Genomic DNA, 20,444 nt, shown 5'->3' on the forward strand with positions numbered 1-20,444 from the left:
TGAGTAATATGAAAACAATGTTTGACTTAAACAAGATCGATGGTCAAGGAGCAGTAATGAAAGAAACGACAAGCCAAAACGCACAAACTCCGGTTAAGAATGCAATCGAAGTGCGTAACCTAAACTTTTTCTACGGATCCTTTCAAGGTTTGCAAAATATAAACTTGGATATTGAAGAGGGCAAAGTAACCGCCTTTATTGGCCCTTCTGGTTGCGGCAAATCTACTTTGCTTAGAACCTTGAATCGTATGTATAGCCTGTATCCAGGTCAACGTGCCGAGGGTGAGATTAACTTCTATGGCCAGAACATTTTGACTACAGATCAGGATGTGAACCTTCTACGCTCAAGAATCGGTATGGTTTTCCAAAAGCCAACTCCATTTCCAATGTCGATTTATGAGAATATTGCTTTTGGTGTACGTCTTTACGAAAAGCTTTCCCGCTCTGAAATGGATGAGCGTGTTGAGTGGGCCTTAAATAAGGCTGCTTTGTGGAACGAAGCAAAAGACAAGCTGAACCAAAGCGGTTTATCTCTTTCCGGTGGCCAGCAGCAGCGTTTATGTATTGCCCGTGGTGTGGCTGTTAAGCCTTCCGTAATGTTGCTAGATGAGCCAACCTCTGCTTTGGATCCAATCTCTACGGGTAAGATTGAAGAGTTAATTAATGAACTGAAGCATGAGTATACGATTGCGATTGTGACTCATAATATGCAGCAAGCTGCTCGTGTATCGGATTACACTGCCTATATGTACCTAGGAAGCTTAATTGAGTTCGGTAAGACTGATGAAATCTTCATTAAGCCTAAGCGTAAAGAAACAGAAGATTACATTACCGGCCGTTTCGGTTAATTGGAGAAATAAATGCAAGATAAGCACCTTTCGTCACAATTCGATGCCGATTTAAATGGGCTTTCAAGCCGTTTGCTAGAAATGGGTGGTCTCGTTGAATCCCAAATTTCCACAGCGATGCGTGCTTTTACGCAAATGGATATTGAGACGTGCAATGTTGTCATCCAAAACGAAAAGCTCGTAAATGATCTCGAGATCCAGATTGATTTAGCCTGTACTGAACTCATTGCTCGTCGTCAGCCTACCGCTCGAGATCTTCGTCTCGTCATGGCTGTCTCAAAAGCGATTACCAATTTAGAGCGTGCCGGTGACGAGGCGGAGCGCGTTGCTAAGAGAACAAAACATTTAATTGAAGCCAGCGCTACTCATAATATTAATGTTGCCGAAATTCGTCTATCTGGACAGATGGCAATTTCTCTCTTGCGTCGCAGCTTAGATGCTTTTGCAAGGTTAGATACGATTGCTGCTGCAGAAGTAGTTCAGGAAGATCGCCAAATTGATGAAGAGTTTAGAGGCTTTGTTCGTAAGCTGATTTCATACATGATGGAAGATCCCCATACTATTTCAACAGCCTTGGATATGTTGACTATTGCTAAGGCGATCGAGCGTATTGGTGATCATGCAAAGAACATTGCTGAATTCGTTATTTATATTGCCAAAGGCTCTGATGTGCGTCACATCCCTCATGAGGATTTGGTCCGCGAGGCAAATAAACCGTAACTCATCAAAGCGGAATCCAAGATGACTCACCGAATATTGATTGTTGAGGATGAGCCTTCGATTGCTGAGCTGATTGCAATCAATCTGACTCATGCAGGCTATGAAGTTGAAAGGGCGCTTCAGACTGATCTTGCTCTGAATATGATGCGAGATCAGCTACCTTCTCTTTTAATCTTGGACTGGATGCTCCCTGGTAAATCAGGTGTTCAGTTTGCCAAAGAGCTACGTTTAAATGAGCGTACTCGCTCTTTACCTATTCTGATGTTGACGGCTAAGAGCGATGAGTCCGATAAGGTTCTGGGCTTAGATTCTGGTGCAGATGACTATGTAACTAAGCCTTTCTCACCTAAAGAGTTGGTTGCGCGGGTCAAGGCGATTCTACGTCGCCAAACCCCATTAGAAGACTCTGGACCTTTGGCTGTGGGTCCACTCAGAATGGATCCGCTTTCTCATCGTGTGACAGCTGTTTGGCCTAATTTAGAGCCTCAATCCATCCCCTTGGGACCTACCGAATACCGCTTATTGCAGTTTTTGATGTCCAACCCTGAGAGGGTGCACTCCCGGACAAATTTACTCGACAAAGTCTGGGGGAATGAGGTCTATATCGAGGAGCGCACGGTAGACGTTCACATCAAGAGATTAAGGGCGGCCTTATCACCTACGGACTGCGATCGCTATATAGAGACGGTGCGTGGCAGTGGTTACCGAATTACCAAGATGCCGACCCAGACCTAATTAGAATCGAGCTGTACACCAGAGTTTTAGGTCTGATGGAGCAGATGCTCTAAGATTGTCGTATGTTATCTGTTATTTCTCGCTTTATTGTGCTGATTTGCCTGGCTTTTCTTGCGGCATACATAGCATCTTCCAATTTAGGCTCCTTTTCGGGGGTTGCGGCTGCAGTATCCGTTCTATCAATCCCCCTGATTTATTCCTACATCAATTTAGCTCGTTTAAGAAAATTTACCTTATCCGACTCACTCGAATCGATGCCTTTGCCAAGTGGCTACTGGGAGGAAATCTTTTTTCGCCTGCAGCGCTTAGTTCGCAATCTCAAGCAGCAAATAATCTCTATCGAAAAACAGCACCATCGTTTCATTGAGGCTTTTCAGGCCTCTCCTAATGGCATTGTGATGCTTGATAGCGAAGATCATATTGAGTGGTGTAATGCCATTGCTGAGCGTTTCTTTGGCTTGAGTTTTAAGCGTGATGCGCTCCAGAGGATTAATTTTCTGATACGACGCCCAGAATTTATTCAATATTTATATAAGAGGGACTTTGAGGATCCATTGTTTATGGAGAGAATGGGGTCAAACGCTAATCTGAGTTTGATGTTGCAAATTTTCCCATTCGGTGATCAACGACATCTCTTGCTTGTACAGGACGTAACTGACCTTCAGAAAGCTGACGCAATGCGACGTGATTTTGTGGCTAACGTGTCACATGAAATGAGAACGCCAATCACTGTTTTGATGGGTTTTTTAGAGACCATGCAATCGCTTGACCTAGATAGAGCCCAGCAAAGCCAATATTTTGATATGATGATGTCTCAGGCTCAGCGAATGAAGAGTTTGGTGGAAGACTTACTGACTCTGGCCAACCTAGAGGCCAACACCTTGCCCGCCCCATTGCAAGAAATGAGTATTACTACTCTGATGGCACTTGTAAAGAATGATGCAGAGGCTCTCTCTCAAGGCCATCATGCCCTTAGCTTTGAGATCTCAAATCCAAATAATTTAATGGGTGAGGAGCGGGAAATTCTTTCTGCATTTGGTAATCTGGTTTCTAATGCTATTCGATACACACCAGAAACTGCTTCAGTTAAGGTGCGTTGGAGCGTAAATGAACGTGGGGAAGGTGAGTTTTCAGTTGCCGACACGGGGCCGGGCATTGCATCCGAGCATCTTTCAAGGCTGACTGAGCGCTTTTATCGCGTGGATAGAAGTCGTTCTAGAGATACTGGAGGCACTGGTTTGGGATTGGCGATTGTGAAGCACATTGCCAACCGCCATCAAGCCCAACTCATTATTACTAGCGCCCCCGGACAGGGCAGTACCTTTACTCTTCGATTTCCTAAGGAGCGTATTTCAGAATAAAGGCACGTATATTACTTAGTCCTTCTTGTCTTTCTTATCCTTCTTGTCTTTCTTATCTTTTTTCTTCTTAGACTCTTTCGGTAGCTTGTCTAACTTACCGTTGGCATACAGACACCAAACCTTGATCTCCTCAAATAGCTCGTTTAAGTCTTCATAAGATAGATTTTTAAAGTCTTGTAAGCCAATAGCACCAGACTCTTGTAGCTGTTTTACAGCATCTTCATATTTATATTCGCTCATGGGTATCCGGGTAAAGAGTAATAAGAACGAGTTAACTTTATCAAAGTAATATGACAAAAGTGCTTTTTTCGCATCTGGAAGCGCTTTTATTCAGGATCGGGGGGGTTTTGGCAGGCAATATCCCCCGTCTAATACTAGGGCACTGGCCTCCAGCCCCCTATTTAAGCAATCTAGCTGATCGGTGTTAGATGATTTTTCTGACCCTAAGGACGGTGTATACAGTAGCACCGGCAATTGCCATGAGAACCATGACGAAATAAAAAGATTCTTTGAGGCCTGGCAGGTCCTCCATATTCATACCCATAATGCCGGTTAGCAGTGTCATCGGTAAGAAAATGACGGTCATCACAGATAAAACTTGCAGATTTCTTGCATTAAATTCTGCAACGTGAGCAGCTTGCTCATCCTGCAATACTTTAGCGCGATCATATAGATTAGAAATCTCTTGCACCAAGAATGAGAGTAAGTCTAAGTCGTCATTTAGGCGGAACTTATCGTCCTCAGAGAACCAGTAAGGAAGACGTTTTTGTAGGCGATGTAAGGCAATCAGTTCGGGAGAAAATTGACGCCTCAGGCGGCTACATTGGATTCGAATCCTACCCAAAAACTCATGCTCAGGAAGCTCTTTTCCTTTGAGCAGAAGCTCCTCCAAGTCATCCATCGTTTCGGATAAATTATTGAGGAGCGTGCGCAAGTATTCTGCGCGTAAATCAATCAACTCATGAAAGAGTTCGATTGCGGAGTTCGGATTGAGTAGGCCGGACCGCAAATCAGATCGTAAGCGATCGGTCGTTCTCAGCGGGATATTTCTCAAGGAGATCATGAGTCGTGGGGTAAGGATGGCCCAAAGGGTGCCTAATTCACCATTACTAAGGTCATCCCCAAACTCTTGCTCAAAATCATTCATCACCATTAATAGGCAGTCATCTAACTTTTCAATCCTCTCTAAGCGACTACGAGTTACGCCCTCATCGATCATCTCCACAACCCGATCCGGAATGAGGGGGGTATTTTTAAGCCAGCGCTGTACTTGAGAGTTAGATAGGTTGAGATGCAACCAAACTGATAAATCTGAATTGTTTAAGGCATCTGCAATATCAAATAAGGGAATTTCATAATTCTTGCCATCCGTTGTCATTGCCCAAGCAAAAACAACACCATTAATGGGGAAGGGAAGAGTAGGAATTAAAGTCAAAATAAATTTCCCGGGATAGTAAAAAATATCTACTTATTGTAAGCGTTTGACATCAGTCTGAAATACTCAGGCGATAGGATGAAAGCAATTGATTTTGATTAACTCTGTGGAGGTTTGTATGAAGCGATTTTTTGTTAAAGCGCTGATTATTTGGCACGAAATTAGAGTGGCCTATCGCAATCGGAATACTCAACATCGTCTAGGTAGTTAAAAGCGCCAAGTGAACCCGATCTCTGAGCGAGAGGCATTGATGCCTGAATTACTTGCAATGATCCCCATATTTGCAGCGCTTCTCATATAAGAGATGCCAATATCCACACTATCGCTTGCCGAGATGATAGCCGCAACTAAGGCGTAGTTGCTCAGATATTGTTCGTTGCTGGGTGGATTAGTCGTCAAACCCAAATCCAGTGCCAGTCTGACCTTGTCTGCCACCCTCCAAACGGGTGCCATAGAGAAGAACCAGATATTGGTCCTATTTTCTGTAACACCCGAACCAATGCTGTAATTTGTGTTGTAAAGGGACTTGCTATACATTGCATTGAAGTGAACTTCTACTACGTCCCAATATCGTGAAGCAATCAGATTGACCCCATAGTTTGGCAGCGCGAGGTCCAGTCCAGCAACCTGCTGCTGCGGGGAACCAGGCAGAGTGATGCTGGGTTTAACTGCCAGGCCCCACTGATCATTTTCAGCAAAGCGCCATTTCATGGCGATTACCTTATTAGATAGCGGCGAGAAGCTGCCCCTTGGGGCTGCAAAGTAGGTGCTACCTAAGGATAGCTCTACGTTTTCTGCAACCCCTCGGATATAGGTAAATGGGAAAGCCTTAGCTCCTTGCCCGCCAAAATATTCTTCTCCGGGAGTAATAATATCTGCGGTATTAGCAGACCCGCCACCATGTGAGGCAGTAGTAAAAAAATACTGCTCAATCTGATTTAAACCCTTAGGTACTGTACCGGAATCATCTGTGTTCAGTGGTTCAAATGCCTGACATACGAACGGAATCAGCAGTAAGAGGACGGCAATCGATCGCATTTAACTGGTATACCTAAAGCTTCAGATTCTAATTACAAAACATGACAAATCGATGTCAAAAAAGAGCTGATCCCTTGGTGTATAGACTCTAGAATTGCAATGAATCTGAAATATTTTCTTCTTAATATCAGTATTTAATGCTTACAAAAGTACACCATGAATACGAACGACGATATTAATCTATCTACTATATTTCGGCGCAATCTTGATACGCATGCACCAGATAGCATCAATATCAAGCAGCAATTTCTCAATGAAAAATATGATAAAAGTGAGTACCGTACCAGTGTATTTCTGGTTGATAAAAAGTACGCCTTAAATCTCGATGAACTTATTTAGCGATTGAGCCATGGAAAAAAATTACAACATTCTCTTTCTTTGCAATGAAAACTCTGCGCGATCGATTATTGCGGAGGCGCTGACCACTACACTAAGTCACGGTCGCTTTACGGGATATTCTGCAGGCGCCAAGCCTAGTGGCACAGTTCACGAAATTGCTTTTGAGATGGCTAAGTCCATGGGATTTCCCATTCAGCTTCTGAGAAGCAAAAGTTGGGATGAGTTTAGTCGCGAAGGCGCTCCCAAGATGGATTTTATTATTACCTTGTGTGACACTGCCATCGCTGAGGAGTGCCCGATTTGGCCGGGGCATCCCTCAACAGCCCACTGGGGATTCCCTAATCCAGCTGATTCTAAAGTTGGCGATGATGAAAAAATATCTCAGGCATTTAAGCGGGTAGAGATGGGTTTGCGGAACCGAATTGAGTTGCTGATTGACTTGCCAATTGAAACTTTGAATAGACTGCAAATACAAGACCAACTTCATAGCATTCATTACAGTAGTTAACTCAAGCGACTCTCAGCATTATTCGTATTGTAGGAATTTGTATTATCAATATTTTAGTGTCACGATAATGACATCAAAAGTGACGATCATAAAATTCACTCACACTATAAGAAATGACGTATGCCTTTAATCAAAATTGCCTATCCAATTTTATTTATAATTCTTCTTCTGCAGGCAATTTGGGTTGAGGCTGCGGCTATCTATCCCATTAACAAGGCTTCTATTCTTGCAGGCTCATCATTTGATATCAAGATTGAATTTGATCAAGAGCACAAATTTGAGGACTTGGATATTCAGCTTAATAATTCACCCCTCAAAGCGCAGATCAAGTCACAGCCAGTATTTATTTCAAATGAATCAGGAAAAGGAAGCTCTCTGATTTATCGAGATGTTCAACTTACTAAGCCCGGTCAATACTCGCTCATTGCCAAGAGTGGTCAGGAGAGTATTCAGGTGAACTGGGATGTCTATGCAAGTGGTCCCCGAAAAGTAAAGAATGTCATCTTTTTTGTTGGTGATGGAATGACGATTGCAAATCGTACTTCAGCTCGTGTTTTATCTAAAGGCATTGATGAGGGTAAATATCAGGGTAAGCTGTCATTTGATGACATGCCCAATATGGCGCTCATCGGAACTTCTGGATCTGATTCTCTCATTACCGACTCTGCAAACTCGATGAGTGCTTATACAACGGGTCATAAGACTGCGGTGAATGCCATGGGGGTGTATGTTTCACGAGCCACGGATAACTTATCCCACCCTAAAGTAGAAACTATTTCTGAATTAATTAAGCGCAAAACTAAAATGTCAGTTGGCATTGTCTCGGATGCTGAATTACAAGATGCGACTCCAGGTGCGATGGTTGCTCACACCAGAAGACGTGCAGATAAGCCCTATATTGCTGATCAACTCTTTGCTAGTGGGGCTGAGGTCATTTTAGGTGGAGGCTCCGCATACTTTTACCCGCAGTCTACTAAAGGGTCCAAGCGCAAGGATGATAAAAATCTTGTAGCCCAATTTGAAGCTTCAGGATATTCCATCGCCTTAAACAAACAAGAGTTATTGGCAGCTGGCAATGCTAAGGAAACTAAAAAGCTGTTTGGTGTATTTCATCCAGATAATATGGATGGGTCTTTAGACCGATTTTTCTTAAAGAAAAATACGGTTGCGCAATATCCTGATCAGCCTGATTTAACAGAGATGACGCAAGCAGCCATCAATGTCTTATCCAAAAATCCTAACGGCTTTTTCTTGATGGTTGAAGCTGCTTTGATTGACAAGTTTAACCATCCACTGGACTGGGAGCGAGCTGCTTTTGACACCATTATGTTGAGTAATGCTGTACAAATTGCAAAAGATTTTGCAAAGAAAAACCCAGATACTTTGATCATTGTGACCCCTGACCATACCCATAGCGGCTCGATCAGTGGCGTTGTGAATGACGCTAAGCCAGGACCCCTAAGAGACAAGGTTGGCGTATATGCAGAGGCTGGCTATCCAAACTATCCCAAAGCCAATGTGGCGGGTTATCCAAGTCAGATTGATGTAAGTAAACGTTTGGCCTTCTTTTACGGAAACTACCCCGACCACTATGAAACGCTTCACCCAAAACTCGATGGCACATTTAAGCCAGCAGTAAAAGATGGGTCCGGAAAGTATATTGCCAATCCCAAATATATTCAGCTACAAGAAGATGCTATTCATATGACTGGCAACCTGCCTTTACACCAAGAGATGGGTGTTCACACGGCTGATGATGCAGTGCTAAATGCCATGGGCCCCGGATCGGAAAAGTTCCGTGGATTCATGGACAACACTGAGGTATTCAAGGTCATGGTCGAAACTCTTGGTTTGGGTTATACCAAGCGTTAGCAAACAAATTGAACGATGCCATCTAAGATCGAACACCTTAGATGAATCTCTATTTGACTGTGCATTTACTTTATTAATTGATTGCTGTCATTCGATGGCTTTGTAGTTCACAATGAATACTGACAAGAAATCTCTTGTTATGAATGGACTTGGTCTTAATGAAAAGAAAGTTATACGATTCACTGGTAGATTTAAGACTGACAGTTTCTAAAGTCCTGGGGTTCACTCAAGAGATCCAACAGATCACCCCAATCACCACGATGGATGGGTTAGGGTTTGCTCAGGATACCTCTCATAAACCTTTAGATGTCATTGAGCTACCGCCTAAAGAGGGGCCTACTAGTCCTAATCCACTTTTCAAGCCAAAGATAGACCTTGCTCCGCTAGAGACTCGGTACTTTGATATTGCGGATGAGGGTGGCAATAGAAAGCTTGCTTACAGCATTTCTGGGAATATAAATGCAGAAAAAATATTGCTTTGCTTGCCTGGTCTATTGGAGACCAAAGAATCCTTCACTGTTTTGCATGCGCATTTTTTAAGATTTGAAGATTGCAAAGTAGTCAGCGTTGATTTTCCTGGAAGAGGGGATTCTGAGTCCATTGCATTGTCTCAAAACTACACTATGTCTCTCTATTTATCGGACATCAAAAGCCTCATCAAGATGCTTTTAATTAATCATTCATCGAGTCCCCAATTTACTATTTTGGGGACAAGTATGGGTGGTGTGTTAGCGATGTACTTAACACAGTCACTAGGAAAAAGAATTTCCGAAATCATTCTGAATGACATTGCCTTAACTGTGAATTGGACTGCCCTCTATTCTTTATATAAATCCATGAAAAATGAAGTTGGTTTTAAAGAGGTCAAACAATTGGCAAAAGATTTGAGGGTGGACGAGAGAGCATTCGCAGATGTTCAATTACCCGGTCACTTTGATTTAAGTTACAAAGCTGATGTGTGGGGGATGAACTTTCATGAGGCTATGGAGGGCTACAAAGGGAAGGTGGCGCTTATTTATGGTGCCGACTCAAAGATATGTACGCGCCAACGTGTACGCTCAGCGAAGACTGCAATACCTGGGTTAATTACTTTGGAGATCGAGGATGCAGGGCATCCAGTTCCTTTTACACCCCAGGTTTGCGAGTTCATCCAACTACAGATGAGGCTTAAATAAGCTGTCGCTAATTATTTTCTTTGAGAATAATTGGTCTAAAGCTAAAGGGTTGCTCTTGCGCAGGGTTTACCTGAACCTCAACCGCCTGAACTTGATCGGCTCCCATCACTTGTAGCCGTAATACATTCTCCAGTACCTTTTTTTGATTCTTACGATGCAGAGGCTGGTCAATTTTGAGTCGATGAGTATCACCATGAATCAACAGCACTGGTTTATTAAAAATTTCCGACTTGGATATGAGGCTCTCTAATGTATCGCGATAGCCGCTATCGCTGCTCGTCAATTGGCTGGGCTTATAAAACATATCGGCTTGATAGGCAAAGATGATGCCATTCAAATTTCTTTGGGTAGCCAAATTAAATGCTTGATCGATCCATGCTAGGTTCGCTTGATTTCTATCTTGATATTCCTTGATGGCTGTCTCTGTACCCTCATTATTGTTATTGGATCCGGGTATATGGATACTGACAAACAGGAAATTATTTTTGATCCAGTAGGCGTTCTCTACGTACTTAGAGTATCTCGAATCAAGATCTGCCTGCCTTTGGAGGCGGATTGTATTTTTACCTAAGCTTTGATTGCTACTAAAAAATACTGTCCTCAGCGCTTCCAATCGTTCTAAAGGGTCGTAAGCGCCGGCTAATACCCGGTGGCAGTCAGTCCATTCATTATCTCCAGGGCTGTATACCAAGGGTGTCTTAAAGCTTGAAAAATAGGATTTAATGATTTGATTGTGCTCATCACTGCAAAGCGATGAGCCAGATTTAGTATCACCAATAAAAATACTGAAGCTAGGTTTTAGCCGGTTAATTTCTGCAATTAAGTTTTCAAAGCGTCGCAAATCCTGCGGTAGCGAGTAGGGCATATCACCCAAGGCAACGAACTTAAAAGTCTGGCCAATCGCAGCTGTTGAAAAACCCGCTATGGTTACAGTAAGAAAAAAAAGACCGAGGCGAAGTGTTTTGAAAGATTTCATTTACTTATATTGTTCAGGTTCATCATTGATTTCTTTAATTTCTAGCTCACCAAAGATATACGTATTTTCTCCCATTGCCTTCCATCCTAGATCTTGAAAGACATGGGTGTATTCCCCTGAAAACTTTTTCGATTTGCCATAAAAAATATCTGTAAGCTCATCTTGCTCGTCTTCATCTACAGTTTCAGAAAAGTAGATGACCTTTTCTCCATCATAAGTCTTACTAATTTCTGCTCCAGGTATATCCCCAATACAGATGCCCACTTGAGCTTGATAACGACTTATGAACTTCGGTTTTATAGTGGTAGTGATGGATCCAAGCTTCCAAACTGTCCCACATTTAATTTCTTTATTCTGTTTTTTAAAGATATATCTTTGGACTAATGAGCCCATTTCAAGAGGGATAATTTGATACAGCATCCCATATCTCCTATAGTGAATTTAAGCTCTGATCATGCTCTTAAAGTATGACGATTCGGTGAAGATCGGTCGGTCTGGATCCATGTCTTCATTCTGTAATAGTTCCAGTTCATGATCAGCCCTGTGAATTCACTGCATACAACTATCACCTGCCCCCACTGCCGCGGACAAGAAACCCTTGAGATCTCTGTAGGCTACTCCCAGCATTTATATCGCTGCCCAAGTTGCAGTACCATTCTGAGGTCTAGATCAGGAGATTGCTGTATTTTCTGCAGCTTCGGAAGCCAAGATTGCTCTAGTGCGGAGCAAAATTTAGCTGCTTGAGCTACTTCCCAGTAGACTAAGGTCTCGTTTCATGAATGTGTCATCAGAGTTTCATAAAATAGACATATTCAAGTAAACCTGTTTCTATTGGAAATGCTGTGGCCTTACAACCAAATAAATCCCTAATGAATGCTACTGAGCTTGTCGCTGCTGTCGACCTTGGCTCCAATAGTTTCCGTATGTTAGTGGCCCAAGTCGTCAAGACGCCCTCGGGCACTCAGCTTCGCCCAATTGATACTCTGCGCGAGTCTGTCCGCCTTGCTGCTGGATTAACGGATAACAAGTTATTGGGCAATGATGCCTATCAGCGTGGTATTACAGCAATTCGGCGTTTTGGTGAGCGTATTCGGGGTTTTGATCCAGCTAATGTGCGCGCTGTTGCCACCAATACCCTGCGTGTAGCTAAAAATGCACCTCACTTTATCCGGGAAGCTGAGGAAGCTTTAGGTTTCCCCATTGAGGTGATTGCAGGAGTTGAAGAGGCGCGTTTGATCTATATTGGCGCTGCTCATGAAGTGCCGGCAGTGCAGGGTAATCGCTTGGTAGTGGATATTGGTGGAGGCTCCACCGAACTGATTATTGGCAAAGGTTATGAGCCCAGGTTAATGGAAAGCCTATATATCGGCTGCGTTTCTCATAGCCTAAGATTCTTTCCTAAGGGCAATATCGATTCTCATGCTTTTAAGGAAGCAGAACTAGCCGCAAGAAGAGAAATTCAAGTCATTTCCGAGGCTTATCTGAAGGCTGGCTGGAAGCAAGTGATTGGTTCTTCCGGAACTGCACGTGCTTTAGCCGAACTGATTGCCGAAAACAACTTCAATGGTCCGGTAGATGGCTCCGATGGTTTGATTACCCGCGATGGCTTAAGAGCCATGAAAAAGCATCTGCTGAAATATGACCACATCAATCAGGTAGAGCTTCAAGGCCTTAAAGATGATCGACGCTCAGTATGGCCTGGCGGTCTTGCCATCATGATTGCTGTATTTGATGAGCTTGGTATTGAGTCTATGGAGGTCACTGATGCTGCTTTGCGAATCGGTGTGCTTTATGACTTACTAGGCCGCTCGCAGCATGAGGACATGCGCTTTGTGACGGTTGAGCAATTTATGCAGCGCTATGCTGTAGATCGGGAGCAGGCTAAGCGTGTTGGTAATCTCGCTGCTGAGTTCTTAGCGCAATTACCGAAGCCAGATGAAGAGAGTCGGGCCGATAATATCGCACTACTGCAGTGGGCTGCCAATCTTCATGAAATCGGTTTATCGATATCGCATAACGGATATCACAAGCATTCTGCATACATTGCTGGTAATGCTGATATGCCCGGTTTCTCAAAAAATGATCAAGCTAGATTGGCCGCCTTACTGATTGGTCATACAGGTAAGTTAGGGAAGTTGGCGAATAACGCCTCGTTCTCTGATTGGCGTATGTTATTTTGCATGCGGCTTGCGCAAGTACTTTGCCGTGGGCGAAGCGACATCAATTTACCCAAAGTGAAAGTCTCTGAGCACAATGGAGACTACTTAGTCAGTCTTTCCAAGGACTGGGCTAGAGAACATCCATTGACTGAATTTAGTCTGCAAAAGGAAGCGGCCGAATGGGAACGCATCGGCCGACCTTACAACATTAGCTTGAAGTAATTTTTACAGCCCGAAGAAGTGTTTAGCGTATCTAGGATTGATATCTGATAGACGTAACATAGTCAAGACATCTGCTGTATTGAAATCTGGATCCCAGGCAGGTGCGCTACAAATCTTAGCGCCTAACTTTAAGTAACCTTTAATCAACGGTGGAGGTTCTACTGCTAGGCCGCCATTGAGTCGCTCGAGAGGTAAAGGTAGGCGAGGGAAGGCATGGTTTTCAACTGGCGCCATCTGATCATTGCTCAGTGAGTTGTATAGACTGGCTGCAAAGTGACCACCATCACCCATAGGGATACTGGCGCAACCGAGCATGATTTCATAATCGTGTTTTTGCATGTATTGCGCTAAGCCGCTCCATAAAGCCATGATGACCGCACCAGAACGAAAGTCTTCGTGCACGCAAGATCTACCAAGCTCAACTAATTTAGGGCGTAAGTGATCCAAGCGGCTTAAATCAAACTCGGAGTCTGAGTAGAGGCGTCCAATCTCTAGCGCTTTGTGTGGAGGGAGTACGCGATAGGTACCGACTACTCTTAATGACTCCTGATCACGTATCAGCAAATGATCGCAATAGGCATCGAATTCGTCAATATCCAGGTTTTCAGGATTACTTGGAAGCTTAGCCCCCATTTCCTCTGCAAATACCTTGTAGCGCAGGCGCTGTGCTTCTTTAATCTCACTAGCGCTACAAGCCCAAGTAATTTGAAATGCAGGGCGCTTTGGCTTAGCGATTGCCTTCTCAACAACTGGCTCTATGGTTCTGAGCTCAGCTCTGGCTTTAGTGGCAAATTTTTTACCAAATAGCTTCTTTGCAATTTTTTTAGAAAAAAGCTTTTTAATCGCCTCAGTTTTACTCTTTTTAAACTTCTTTGGCTTTGCTTCAAAGCGCGAATTAAAGAGATCAAATGCAGCAAGAGGATTTGGAATATCAGACATGGCGTTCCTTAATTATTAATGATCAATAGTAAAAAATGGGTATTACTAATTGATGACAAGGGGTATACAAATCGTTGCCCACAATAAAGCGGCAATGAGTAGGGCGAGCATGACTGCAGCTGAGCCAAAATCTTTCGCTCTTTTTGATAAGTCATGATGATCAAATGAAATTCTGTCGATAGCCGCCTCAACACTGGAGTTGAGTAGCTCCACCACTAAAACCATGATGAGCGATGCAATCAGAGCGCATTTCTCGAGAGGGCTAATTGGCAAGAAAAGGGCAATGGGGCTCAGCACAATGAATAAGAAAAGCTCTTGTCTAAAAGCACTTTCCTCTTGAAATGCATAGACTATGCCGCACCATGAGTTTTTGGCGGCATGCCATGCTCTGGTGAGTCCCCGATTCCCTTTATGGGGGTTTTGCTTAATGTCGTAAGGTGCTGACAAAATAAATTCTTAAGCAAGGGCGGTGGAATGAACTGCAGTCGAGGGCACGGGCTTTAGATGTTTGGCAAACTGCTCTGAAGCTGCTCTCCAAGAAAACTTCTCAGCATGTGCTCTGGCTAGTTCACGAGGAATCTTCAGAGCTTGCATACAAGCCACTCGTAGATCTTCATGCATTGCGCCGGCAGTAGAATTGCCTAAAACATCAATTGGACCGGTCACTGGATAGGCTGCTACTGGCGTGCCACAAGCCATAGCCTCTAATATCACTAGCCCAAAAGTATCGGTTTTACTTGGGAAGACAAAAACATCGGCAGCAGCATATACCTTGGCTAACTCCTGTTGCTGTAAAACGCCAAGATAATTGATGTTAGGATATTTTTCTTTAATGCTGGCCATTGCAGGTCCATCACCAACAACCCACTTGGAGCCTGGTAGATCTATCTCCAAAAAGGCATTGATATTTTTCTCTACTGCTACTCGACCAACATATAAAAAGATGGGGTGAGCGCTATTGAGGACTTTGGAGTCTTGCATTTTGAAGATATCTAAATCTACACCGCGAGACCACAGTACGACATTTTTAACACCGTACTTCTCGAGATCGTCTTTAACAACAATAGTTGGCGCCATCACAGCCATCGATGGGCCATGAAACCAGCGAATAAAAGCATAGGTAATGGCCAAAGGAATTCCGGTGCGGGCTTTGACGTACTCAGGAAAACGGGTGTGATAAGCGGTAGAGAATGGCAAGTTATTCTTTACGGCATAAGAGCGAGCTGATAAGCCTAATGGACCCTCTGTAGCAATATGCATTGCATCTGGCGCAAATGCTTTAATGCGGCGAGCTACTTCTTTTCCGGGGAATAAGGAAAGGGCAATATCTGGATAGGTAGGGCAGGGGATCGACTTAAAACCTGTTGGGGTAATCATTTCAATTTCATGACCCATGCCGATAAGTTCAGCTATAGTTTGTTTGAGCGTTCTCACAACACCATTGACTTGTGGATCCCATGCATCAGTAATGATCATAATTTTCATACGGAAACCTCTTTAATTAGCGCTGCAATCTCGGGTTGGAGAGTAATTTCAGGTACTTCCACTGGATCACCGTGAATCTGAGTCCAGTAAATAATTTTGAGTTCACCAGTCGTGGTCTCAACTAGTGCAGATAGGCTTTCGACCCAATCGCCATCGTTGCAATAGAGAAGTCCATCGATTTCACGAATTTCTGCTTTATGAATATGACCGCATACGACGCCATCACAATTTCTTAAGCGGGCTTCTCTAGCCATGATGTGCTCAAAGTCGGCGATATAGCTGACTGCATTTTTTACTTGATGCTTGAGGTATTGAGAGAGGGACCAGTATTGCAACCCCATCTTGACCCGCATCATATTGAAGTAGCGATTGATGTATAAAATAAAGGAATACAGTGAGTCGCCAACATAGGCAAGCCATTTAGCGTATTGCATTACGCCATCAAATAAATCACCATGAGTTACCCAAAGCTTACGTCCATCTAAGGTCGTATGTATGACCTCTTCTTGCACCTTGATATCTCCAAAGGACATACCAAAATACTGCCGAGCTGCTTCGTCATGGTTGCCGGGGATGTAAATCACTTCGGCACCCTTACGGGCTTTACGTAATAACTTTTGCACCACATCATTGTGGGTCTGTGGCCAGTAAAAGGACTGCTTTAAGCGCCAACCATCGATAATGTCACCTACCAAGTAAAACTGGTCAGCTTCATTATGTTTTAAGAAATCGAGAAGGTAGTTTGCCTGACACCCTGATGTTCCTAGGTGTATATCTGAAATCCAAATCGCTCTGTAATGCGTCATGAGTAACTATTAAGCCGATTCATTATGAAGGCCTCATGACACTTTTACGACAGTTTGATGACTTGATTTATATTACGGCTAGATATGAAGCGCTCACAATCAAGCCCCACCTCAATTCCCACCTCAGCCCTAAGTGGTTGGCTTCGCTATTGTAAATGGATGCAAATCTTGGCCCATGTCATTGGTGGGGTCTGCATACTATCTTTTCTGTTTCCTTGGCTAAATCGAGGGCAAAAGGACCGCCGCATACAGCAATGGTCTCAGAAACTATTAAAAATCTTTGGTATTCGGTTGCGGGTGATTGGCGCCGAGAGATTGCTAACTAGCCCCTATTTGCTGGCGTCAAATCACATCTCCTGGTTAGACATTCATGTGATTAATGCATTTAAACCCGTCCGTTTTGTTGCCAAATCGGAAGTCCGGGGATGGCCTGTATTTGGATGGATGGCAGAGCAGTTGGGTACCGTCTTTATCCGTAGGGATAGTGCGCGCCATGCAAGGCAGGTTGTAGACCAGATGGCCGAGGTTCTGAGAGTAGAGTCGGTCTGTATTTTCCCCGAGGGGACTTCTACCGTCGGGGAGGCAGTATTACCGTTTAAGCCCAATTTATTTGAGGCTGCCATCCTGGCGCCTGCGCCAGTCTTTCCGATGGCAATTGCTTACCGATCAAGGTCTACGGGTCTGAGGAGCGATGCCCCTGCCTTTATTGGAGATATGGGGCTACTAGAATCGATGTCCAATGTCATTTCCAGCGGGGATGTGGATGCCCATTTAAGCCTAATGGATCCCTACTTAATAGGCGGTCCAAATAATCCGGATCGCAAGGAACTTGCTCTCTACTGCCAAGAGGCTATTTCTAAAACCTTATAAACAGCATATGTAATAAAAATGTCATATGCTAGAGGTACAAAGAAATACCTGTATCGGAAAGTGACATGACATCAAAGCATAAAGAAATAGATGAGTGGTACAAGAGCGCTCGTGAAGACATTCTAGACAGCATGGATGAAGAGCTCGAAATGGAGCTCGACGATGATCGCCTGTCACCGGATGGCGGAAGTGCCTCTGTCATACCTCGAAATGTTTACTTTAAGGAATTGTTTCGCCTGCAAGGTGAATTGGTCAAACTCCAAGATTGGGTAGTGGAAAACAAACTCAAGGTGGCTGTTTTATTTGAAGGTCGCGATTCTGCTGGTAAGGGTGGGGCGATCAAACGGATCACACAACGTCTTAATCCTCGCGTTTGTAAAGTCGTTGCATTGACTGCGCCTAGCGAGCGTGAAAAAACCCAGTGGTACTTTCAGCGCTACGTATCTAATTTGCCTGCTGGTGGTGAGATCGTATTGTTTGATCGTAGCTGGTACAACCGTGCTGGCGTTGAAAAGGTCATGGGATTTTGTAATGATGCCGAGTATGAGGAGTTCTTGCGTACAGTTCCTGAGTTTGAACGCATGATTATTCGCTCCGGAATCATTCTGATTAAATACTGGTTTTCTATCTCAGACGATGAGCAATATAGTCGCTTCATGGTGCGCATTCATGATCCACTAAAGCAATGGAAACTGAGTCCAATGGATTTAGATGCTCGCCGTCGCTGGGAGGACTATACCAAGGCAAAAGAGATCATGCTTGAGCGTACAAATATTCCTGAGGCGCCTTGGTGGGTTGTGGCTGCAAACGATAAGAAAAAAGCCCGTCTTAATTGTATTTCGCACCTGCTGTCTCAAATTCCCTATAAGGAAATTGATCATCCTGAAATCACCTTGCCTGAACGAGTGCATAATCCGGATTATCTTCGTGGACCGGTGCCGAAAAATATGTACGTTCCCGAGATCTATTGACTTTCTAATATAGTCCTCGAAGTGTTAATCTCTCAGTATTTACCAAGGGGAGTAGCACTTGAAACCAAAGCAAGGCATTACTAATAGAGAATTTAAGCTTCTGATTAAGCCTCAGGGCTTAGATAGACGCAGCCGCATCACTATATTGAGCGATCAAATTCTTCAGTTTTGCAAAAAAAGCAAGGTGGAATTTTTTCACTTAGATAACGCTACAACAGGCTTACGGAATATTTATTTTTACGATACGCCTGGTGAAGATTTCAGGCGCAATAATATTATTTTGCGTGTACGTGAGTCTCGTCAAAACATCTGGGTTGATGACTGGTGCGAGATTACCCTGAAGTGCCGTACAGGCGATTTACAGAAGTCTCATGAATTTGATCCATCACCTAAAAAAACAATCAAATCACGTTTACGCCTGAAAGAAGAAATTCTACGAGGCGATACGGTTGGAACAAGCAGGGCGATTTACTCCAATAACGCCATTTTAGATGCGGTGCCTATTGACAGCCTTTTTGAAAAATCCTTAGCTAGTGTTGCCAAGTATTTCCCTGGCTTGATGACTTTGCCGATAGATAAAAAATCACCGATTCGGATTGTTGGTGGCCGTACGAATAAGATTCTTGAGGCATGTCTGCCGATCGGTAATCTAGTCTTTGGGGATGGCGTTCAAGCGCATTGTGAGATCGCCATCTGGATGAAGAGTGTGGGTGATCCTATTGTTGGAGAGCTGGCTTTTTCTTATCGAGTCAATGATGCCAACCGTGGTCAAGCTAAAGCGCATAAGCGCGCTGATAAGTTCTTCAAGAAACTCCAAGTGGAATTAGAAAGTTGGCTAGAAATTGGCAGCACCAAAACTGCCTTGGTATACGGAAAACCTGAGTGAGCTCACCGCTTCCAGTGAATACACAGTTAGCTAAGTCTCCCGACTTGGTTGATCTGTTTATTCAGTTTTTAACTATTGGCGCCATCAGTTTTGGTGGGGGCATCATTGCCTACGAACGAATCCTCTTGGTAGAAAAGCGCAAGTGGCTCAGTGCTGATGAGTTTATGGCGTACTTAGCTATTAGTCAGACAATGCCGGGCTTAAATTCTGTCAATATGGCTGTGCTAGCTGGAGATCATCTTCGTGGTGTCCTTGGCGCTATCATTGCGACCCTTGGCTTGATCCTGCCGGGCTCAATCTTTGTATTGGGCATTGGCCTCATTTACGCCAACGCTGGAGACCACCCCTCGATTAATTGGATTCTTGGAGGTATTGCAGCGGCAGCTACCGGTTTGCTGGCAGCCATTACTTATAAGATCGGCGATACCCACTGGCGTCACGTGAAGTCTCTAGCGATCATTATTTGCACATTTGTATTGATGAGCATCTTCAAGCTTTCACTGCCATATGTGATCTTGATTATGGCGCCAATATCGATCTATCTCTATAGTCCGGGTCAATCCCAATGAGTCTATTGATTCACTTGGCCTGGACTTTTGCTTTGCTTTCCATTTTGGCGGTTGGTGGTGGCACTGCCGTGCTGCCAGAGATGCAAACCATACTCGCACATCAGTTCGGCATAGACCATACTCAATTTGTTCATATTTATAGTATTGGACAGTTGGCGCCCGGCCCCAATATGTTGATGGTCTTAGTGATTGGCTATCAAATTGCTGGGCTCCTCGGTGCAGGCGTAGTCTTGCTATCTTTCTTTTTACCTTCAAGTCTGATGTGCTTTTATATGGGAAGACTTTGGAATCGTTTTGGAGAGAGTCCTTGGCGACGATCTATTCAAAATGCACTTGAACCCATTTCTATTGGCCTCATGTCATCCGGTGTTTATGCTGTTGCTAAGGCATCTATAGTGAGCAGCATTACCTTGGCGCTTGCTCTCGTCACTCTGTACCTTATCCTCAGAACCAAGATTAATCCGGTGTTAGTTATTCTTGGCTCAGGAGGGTTTGGTGCTTTACTAATGGCCTATTTGTAATAAGAAAAA

At 43.9% G+C, this 20,444-nt stretch carries 24 protein-coding genes; 15 read left to right on the plus strand and 9 right to left on the minus strand.

All coding sequences use genetic code 11. From position 1 onward, the window contains the following. The first annotated feature begins 56 nt into the window (after window positions 1-56). The 4 genes from pstB to phoR all read left to right on the plus strand — a co-directional run bounded on the left by pstB (window position 57) and on the right by phoR (window position 3,664). Entirely contained in the window at window positions 57-848 is a 792-nt protein-coding gene (gene pstB / locus C2759_RS04210) for a phosphate ABC transporter ATP-binding protein PstB (protein WP_251367048.1), read from the plus strand. Between the two features lie 12 nt (window positions 849-860). After that, window positions 861-1,568 (plus strand): phosphate signaling complex protein PhoU, encoded by a 708-nt coding sequence (gene phoU, locus C2759_RS04215; protein WP_215356414.1) that lies wholly within the window; start codon window positions 861-863, stop codon window positions 1,566-1,568. Between the two features lie 21 nt (window positions 1,569-1,589). Further along, window positions 1,590-2,303, plus strand: a complete 714-nt coding sequence (gene phoB, locus C2759_RS04220; protein WP_215356415.1) for a phosphate regulon transcriptional regulator PhoB — start codon at window positions 1,590-1,592, stop codon at window positions 2,301-2,303. Window positions 2,304-2,365: 62 nt separating this feature from the next. After that, window positions 2,366-3,664, plus strand: a complete 1,299-nt coding sequence (phoR, locus tag C2759_RS04225; protein ID WP_215356416.1) for a phosphate regulon sensor histidine kinase PhoR — start codon at window positions 2,366-2,368, stop codon at window positions 3,662-3,664. A gap of 15 nt (window positions 3,665-3,679) precedes the next feature. Here the strand turns inward: phoR and C2759_RS04230 are convergent, their stop codons facing one another. The 3 genes from C2759_RS04230 to C2759_RS04240 form a co-directional block, all read right to left on the minus strand. Further along, complete coding sequence (locus tag C2759_RS04230) at window positions 3,680-3,904, minus strand: hypothetical protein (RefSeq protein ID WP_156156263.1); 225 nt, start codon at window positions 3,902-3,904, stop codon at window positions 3,680-3,682. Window positions 3,905-4,088: 184 nt separating this feature from the next. Then, window positions 4,089-5,099 (minus strand): CorA family divalent cation transporter, encoded by a 1,011-nt coding sequence (locus tag C2759_RS04235; protein WP_251367025.1) that lies wholly within the window; start codon window positions 5,097-5,099, stop codon window positions 4,089-4,091. A 207-nt stretch (window positions 5,100-5,306) separates the two neighbouring features. Then, window positions 5,307-6,137, minus strand: a complete 831-nt coding sequence (locus C2759_RS04240) for a hypothetical protein (RefSeq protein ID WP_215356417.1) — start codon at window positions 6,135-6,137, stop codon at window positions 5,307-5,309. A gap of 156 nt (window positions 6,138-6,293) precedes the next feature. On the opposite strand from C2759_RS04240, the gene C2759_RS04245 reads away from it, so the two are divergent. The 4 genes from C2759_RS04245 to C2759_RS04260 all read left to right on the plus strand — a co-directional run bounded on the left by C2759_RS04245 (window position 6,294) and on the right by C2759_RS04260 (window position 10,031). Further along, window positions 6,294-6,476, plus strand: coding sequence for a hypothetical protein (locus C2759_RS04245; RefSeq protein ID WP_215356418.1), 183 nt, complete (start codon window positions 6,294-6,296; stop codon window positions 6,474-6,476). A 10-nt stretch (window positions 6,477-6,486) separates the two neighbouring features. Further along, window positions 6,487-6,984, plus strand: coding sequence for an arsenate reductase ArsC (locus C2759_RS04250; protein WP_215356419.1), 498 nt, complete (start codon window positions 6,487-6,489; stop codon window positions 6,982-6,984). Between the two features lie 120 nt (window positions 6,985-7,104). Continuing rightward, window positions 7,105-8,856 carry an alkaline phosphatase gene (locus C2759_RS04255; RefSeq protein WP_215356420.1) on the plus strand — a complete coding sequence of 584 codons (1,752 nt, stop codon included), beginning with the start codon at window positions 7,105-7,107 and terminating at the stop codon, window positions 8,854-8,856. A 158-nt stretch (window positions 8,857-9,014) separates the two neighbouring features. Continuing rightward, complete coding sequence (locus tag C2759_RS04260; protein WP_215356421.1) at window positions 9,015-10,031, plus strand: alpha/beta fold hydrolase; 1,017 nt, start codon at window positions 9,015-9,017, stop codon at window positions 10,029-10,031. Window positions 10,032-10,038: 7 nt separating this feature from the next. Here C2759_RS04260 and C2759_RS04265 read toward each other — a convergent pair whose 3' ends face one another. Next, window positions 10,039-11,007 (minus strand): hypothetical protein, encoded by a 969-nt coding sequence (locus C2759_RS04265; RefSeq protein WP_215356422.1) that lies wholly within the window; start codon window positions 11,005-11,007, stop codon window positions 10,039-10,041. Further along, a complete protein-coding gene (locus tag C2759_RS04270; protein ID WP_215356423.1) occupies window positions 11,008-11,427 on the minus strand; it encodes a hypothetical protein in 420 nt (139 codons plus the stop codon). It lies immediately after the preceding gene. Between the two features lie 111 nt (window positions 11,428-11,538). Here C2759_RS04270 and C2759_RS10630 point away from each other — a divergent pair, with 111 nt between their 5' ends. Together C2759_RS10630 and ppx are read left to right on the plus strand one after the other, a co-directional pair. Beyond that, on the plus strand, window positions 11,539-11,751 hold the full coding sequence (locus C2759_RS10630) for a GDCCVxC domain-containing (seleno)protein (protein WP_305849436.1): 213 nt from the start codon (window positions 11,539-11,541) through the stop codon (window positions 11,749-11,751). A 125-nt stretch (window positions 11,752-11,876) separates the two neighbouring features. Then, entirely contained in the window at window positions 11,877-13,388 is a 1,512-nt protein-coding gene (gene ppx, locus C2759_RS04275; protein WP_215356638.1) for an exopolyphosphatase, read from the plus strand. A 3-nt stretch (window positions 13,389-13,391) separates the two neighbouring features. Here ppx and C2759_RS04280 read toward each other — a convergent pair whose 3' ends face one another. The 4 genes from C2759_RS04280 to C2759_RS04295 are packed head-to-tail and all read right to left on the minus strand — an operon-like array spanning window position 13,392 to window position 16,618. Next, window positions 13,392-14,327: a GNAT family N-acetyltransferase gene (locus C2759_RS04280; RefSeq protein ID WP_371816914.1), complete on the minus strand. Its 936-nt coding sequence runs from the start codon at window positions 14,325-14,327 to the stop codon at window positions 13,392-13,394. A 45-nt stretch (window positions 14,328-14,372) separates the two neighbouring features. Then, the gene (locus C2759_RS04285; protein WP_215356424.1) at window positions 14,373-14,774 is read right to left on the minus strand and encodes a diacylglycerol kinase; all 402 of its coding nucleotides are present in this window, start codon (window positions 14,772-14,774) and stop codon (window positions 14,373-14,375) included. Between the two features lie 9 nt (window positions 14,775-14,783). Next, window positions 14,784-15,812: a glycosyltransferase family 1 protein gene (locus C2759_RS04290; RefSeq protein ID WP_215356425.1), complete on the minus strand. Its 1,029-nt coding sequence runs from the start codon at window positions 15,810-15,812 to the stop codon at window positions 14,784-14,786. Continuing rightward, window positions 15,809-16,618 (minus strand): UDP-2,3-diacylglucosamine diphosphatase, encoded by an 810-nt coding sequence (locus C2759_RS04295; protein WP_215356426.1) that lies wholly within the window; start codon window positions 16,616-16,618, stop codon window positions 15,809-15,811. Before C2759_RS04295 ends, C2759_RS04290 begins: the two co-directional genes overlap by 4 nt. 84 nt (window positions 16,619-16,702) lie before the next feature. On the opposite strand from C2759_RS04295, the gene C2759_RS04300 reads away from it, so the two are divergent. The 5 genes from C2759_RS04300 (at window position 16,703) to C2759_RS04320 (ending at window position 20,435) form a co-directional block, all read left to right on the plus strand. Continuing rightward, the gene (locus C2759_RS04300) at window positions 16,703-17,488 is read left to right on the plus strand and encodes a 1-acyl-sn-glycerol-3-phosphate acyltransferase (protein WP_215356427.1); all 786 of its coding nucleotides are present in this window, start codon (window positions 16,703-16,705) and stop codon (window positions 17,486-17,488) included. A 65-nt stretch (window positions 17,489-17,553) separates the two neighbouring features. Next, the gene (gene ppk2 / locus C2759_RS04305; RefSeq protein ID WP_215356428.1) at window positions 17,554-18,459 is read left to right on the plus strand and encodes a polyphosphate kinase 2; all 906 of its coding nucleotides are present in this window, start codon (window positions 17,554-17,556) and stop codon (window positions 18,457-18,459) included. A gap of 58 nt (window positions 18,460-18,517) precedes the next feature. Continuing rightward, window positions 18,518-19,345 (plus strand): hypothetical protein, encoded by an 828-nt coding sequence (locus C2759_RS04310; protein WP_215356429.1) that lies wholly within the window; start codon window positions 18,518-18,520, stop codon window positions 19,343-19,345. Further along, window positions 19,342-19,914 carry a chromate transporter gene (locus C2759_RS04315; RefSeq protein ID WP_215356430.1) on the plus strand — a complete coding sequence of 191 codons (573 nt, stop codon included), beginning with the start codon at window positions 19,342-19,344 and terminating at the stop codon, window positions 19,912-19,914. The genes C2759_RS04310 and C2759_RS04315 overlap by 4 nt, the downstream gene beginning before the upstream one ends. Further along, a complete protein-coding gene (locus C2759_RS04320; protein WP_215356431.1) occupies window positions 19,911-20,435 on the plus strand; it encodes a chromate transporter in 525 nt (174 codons plus the stop codon). The genes C2759_RS04315 and C2759_RS04320 overlap by 4 nt, the downstream gene beginning before the upstream one ends. Window positions 20,436-20,444 lie beyond the last annotated feature (9 nt).

Origin of the sequence: Polynucleobacter sp. MG-Unter2-18, from assembly GCF_018687675.1 — a bacterium.
GTDB lineage: Bacteria > Pseudomonadota > Gammaproteobacteria > Burkholderiales > Burkholderiaceae > Polynucleobacter.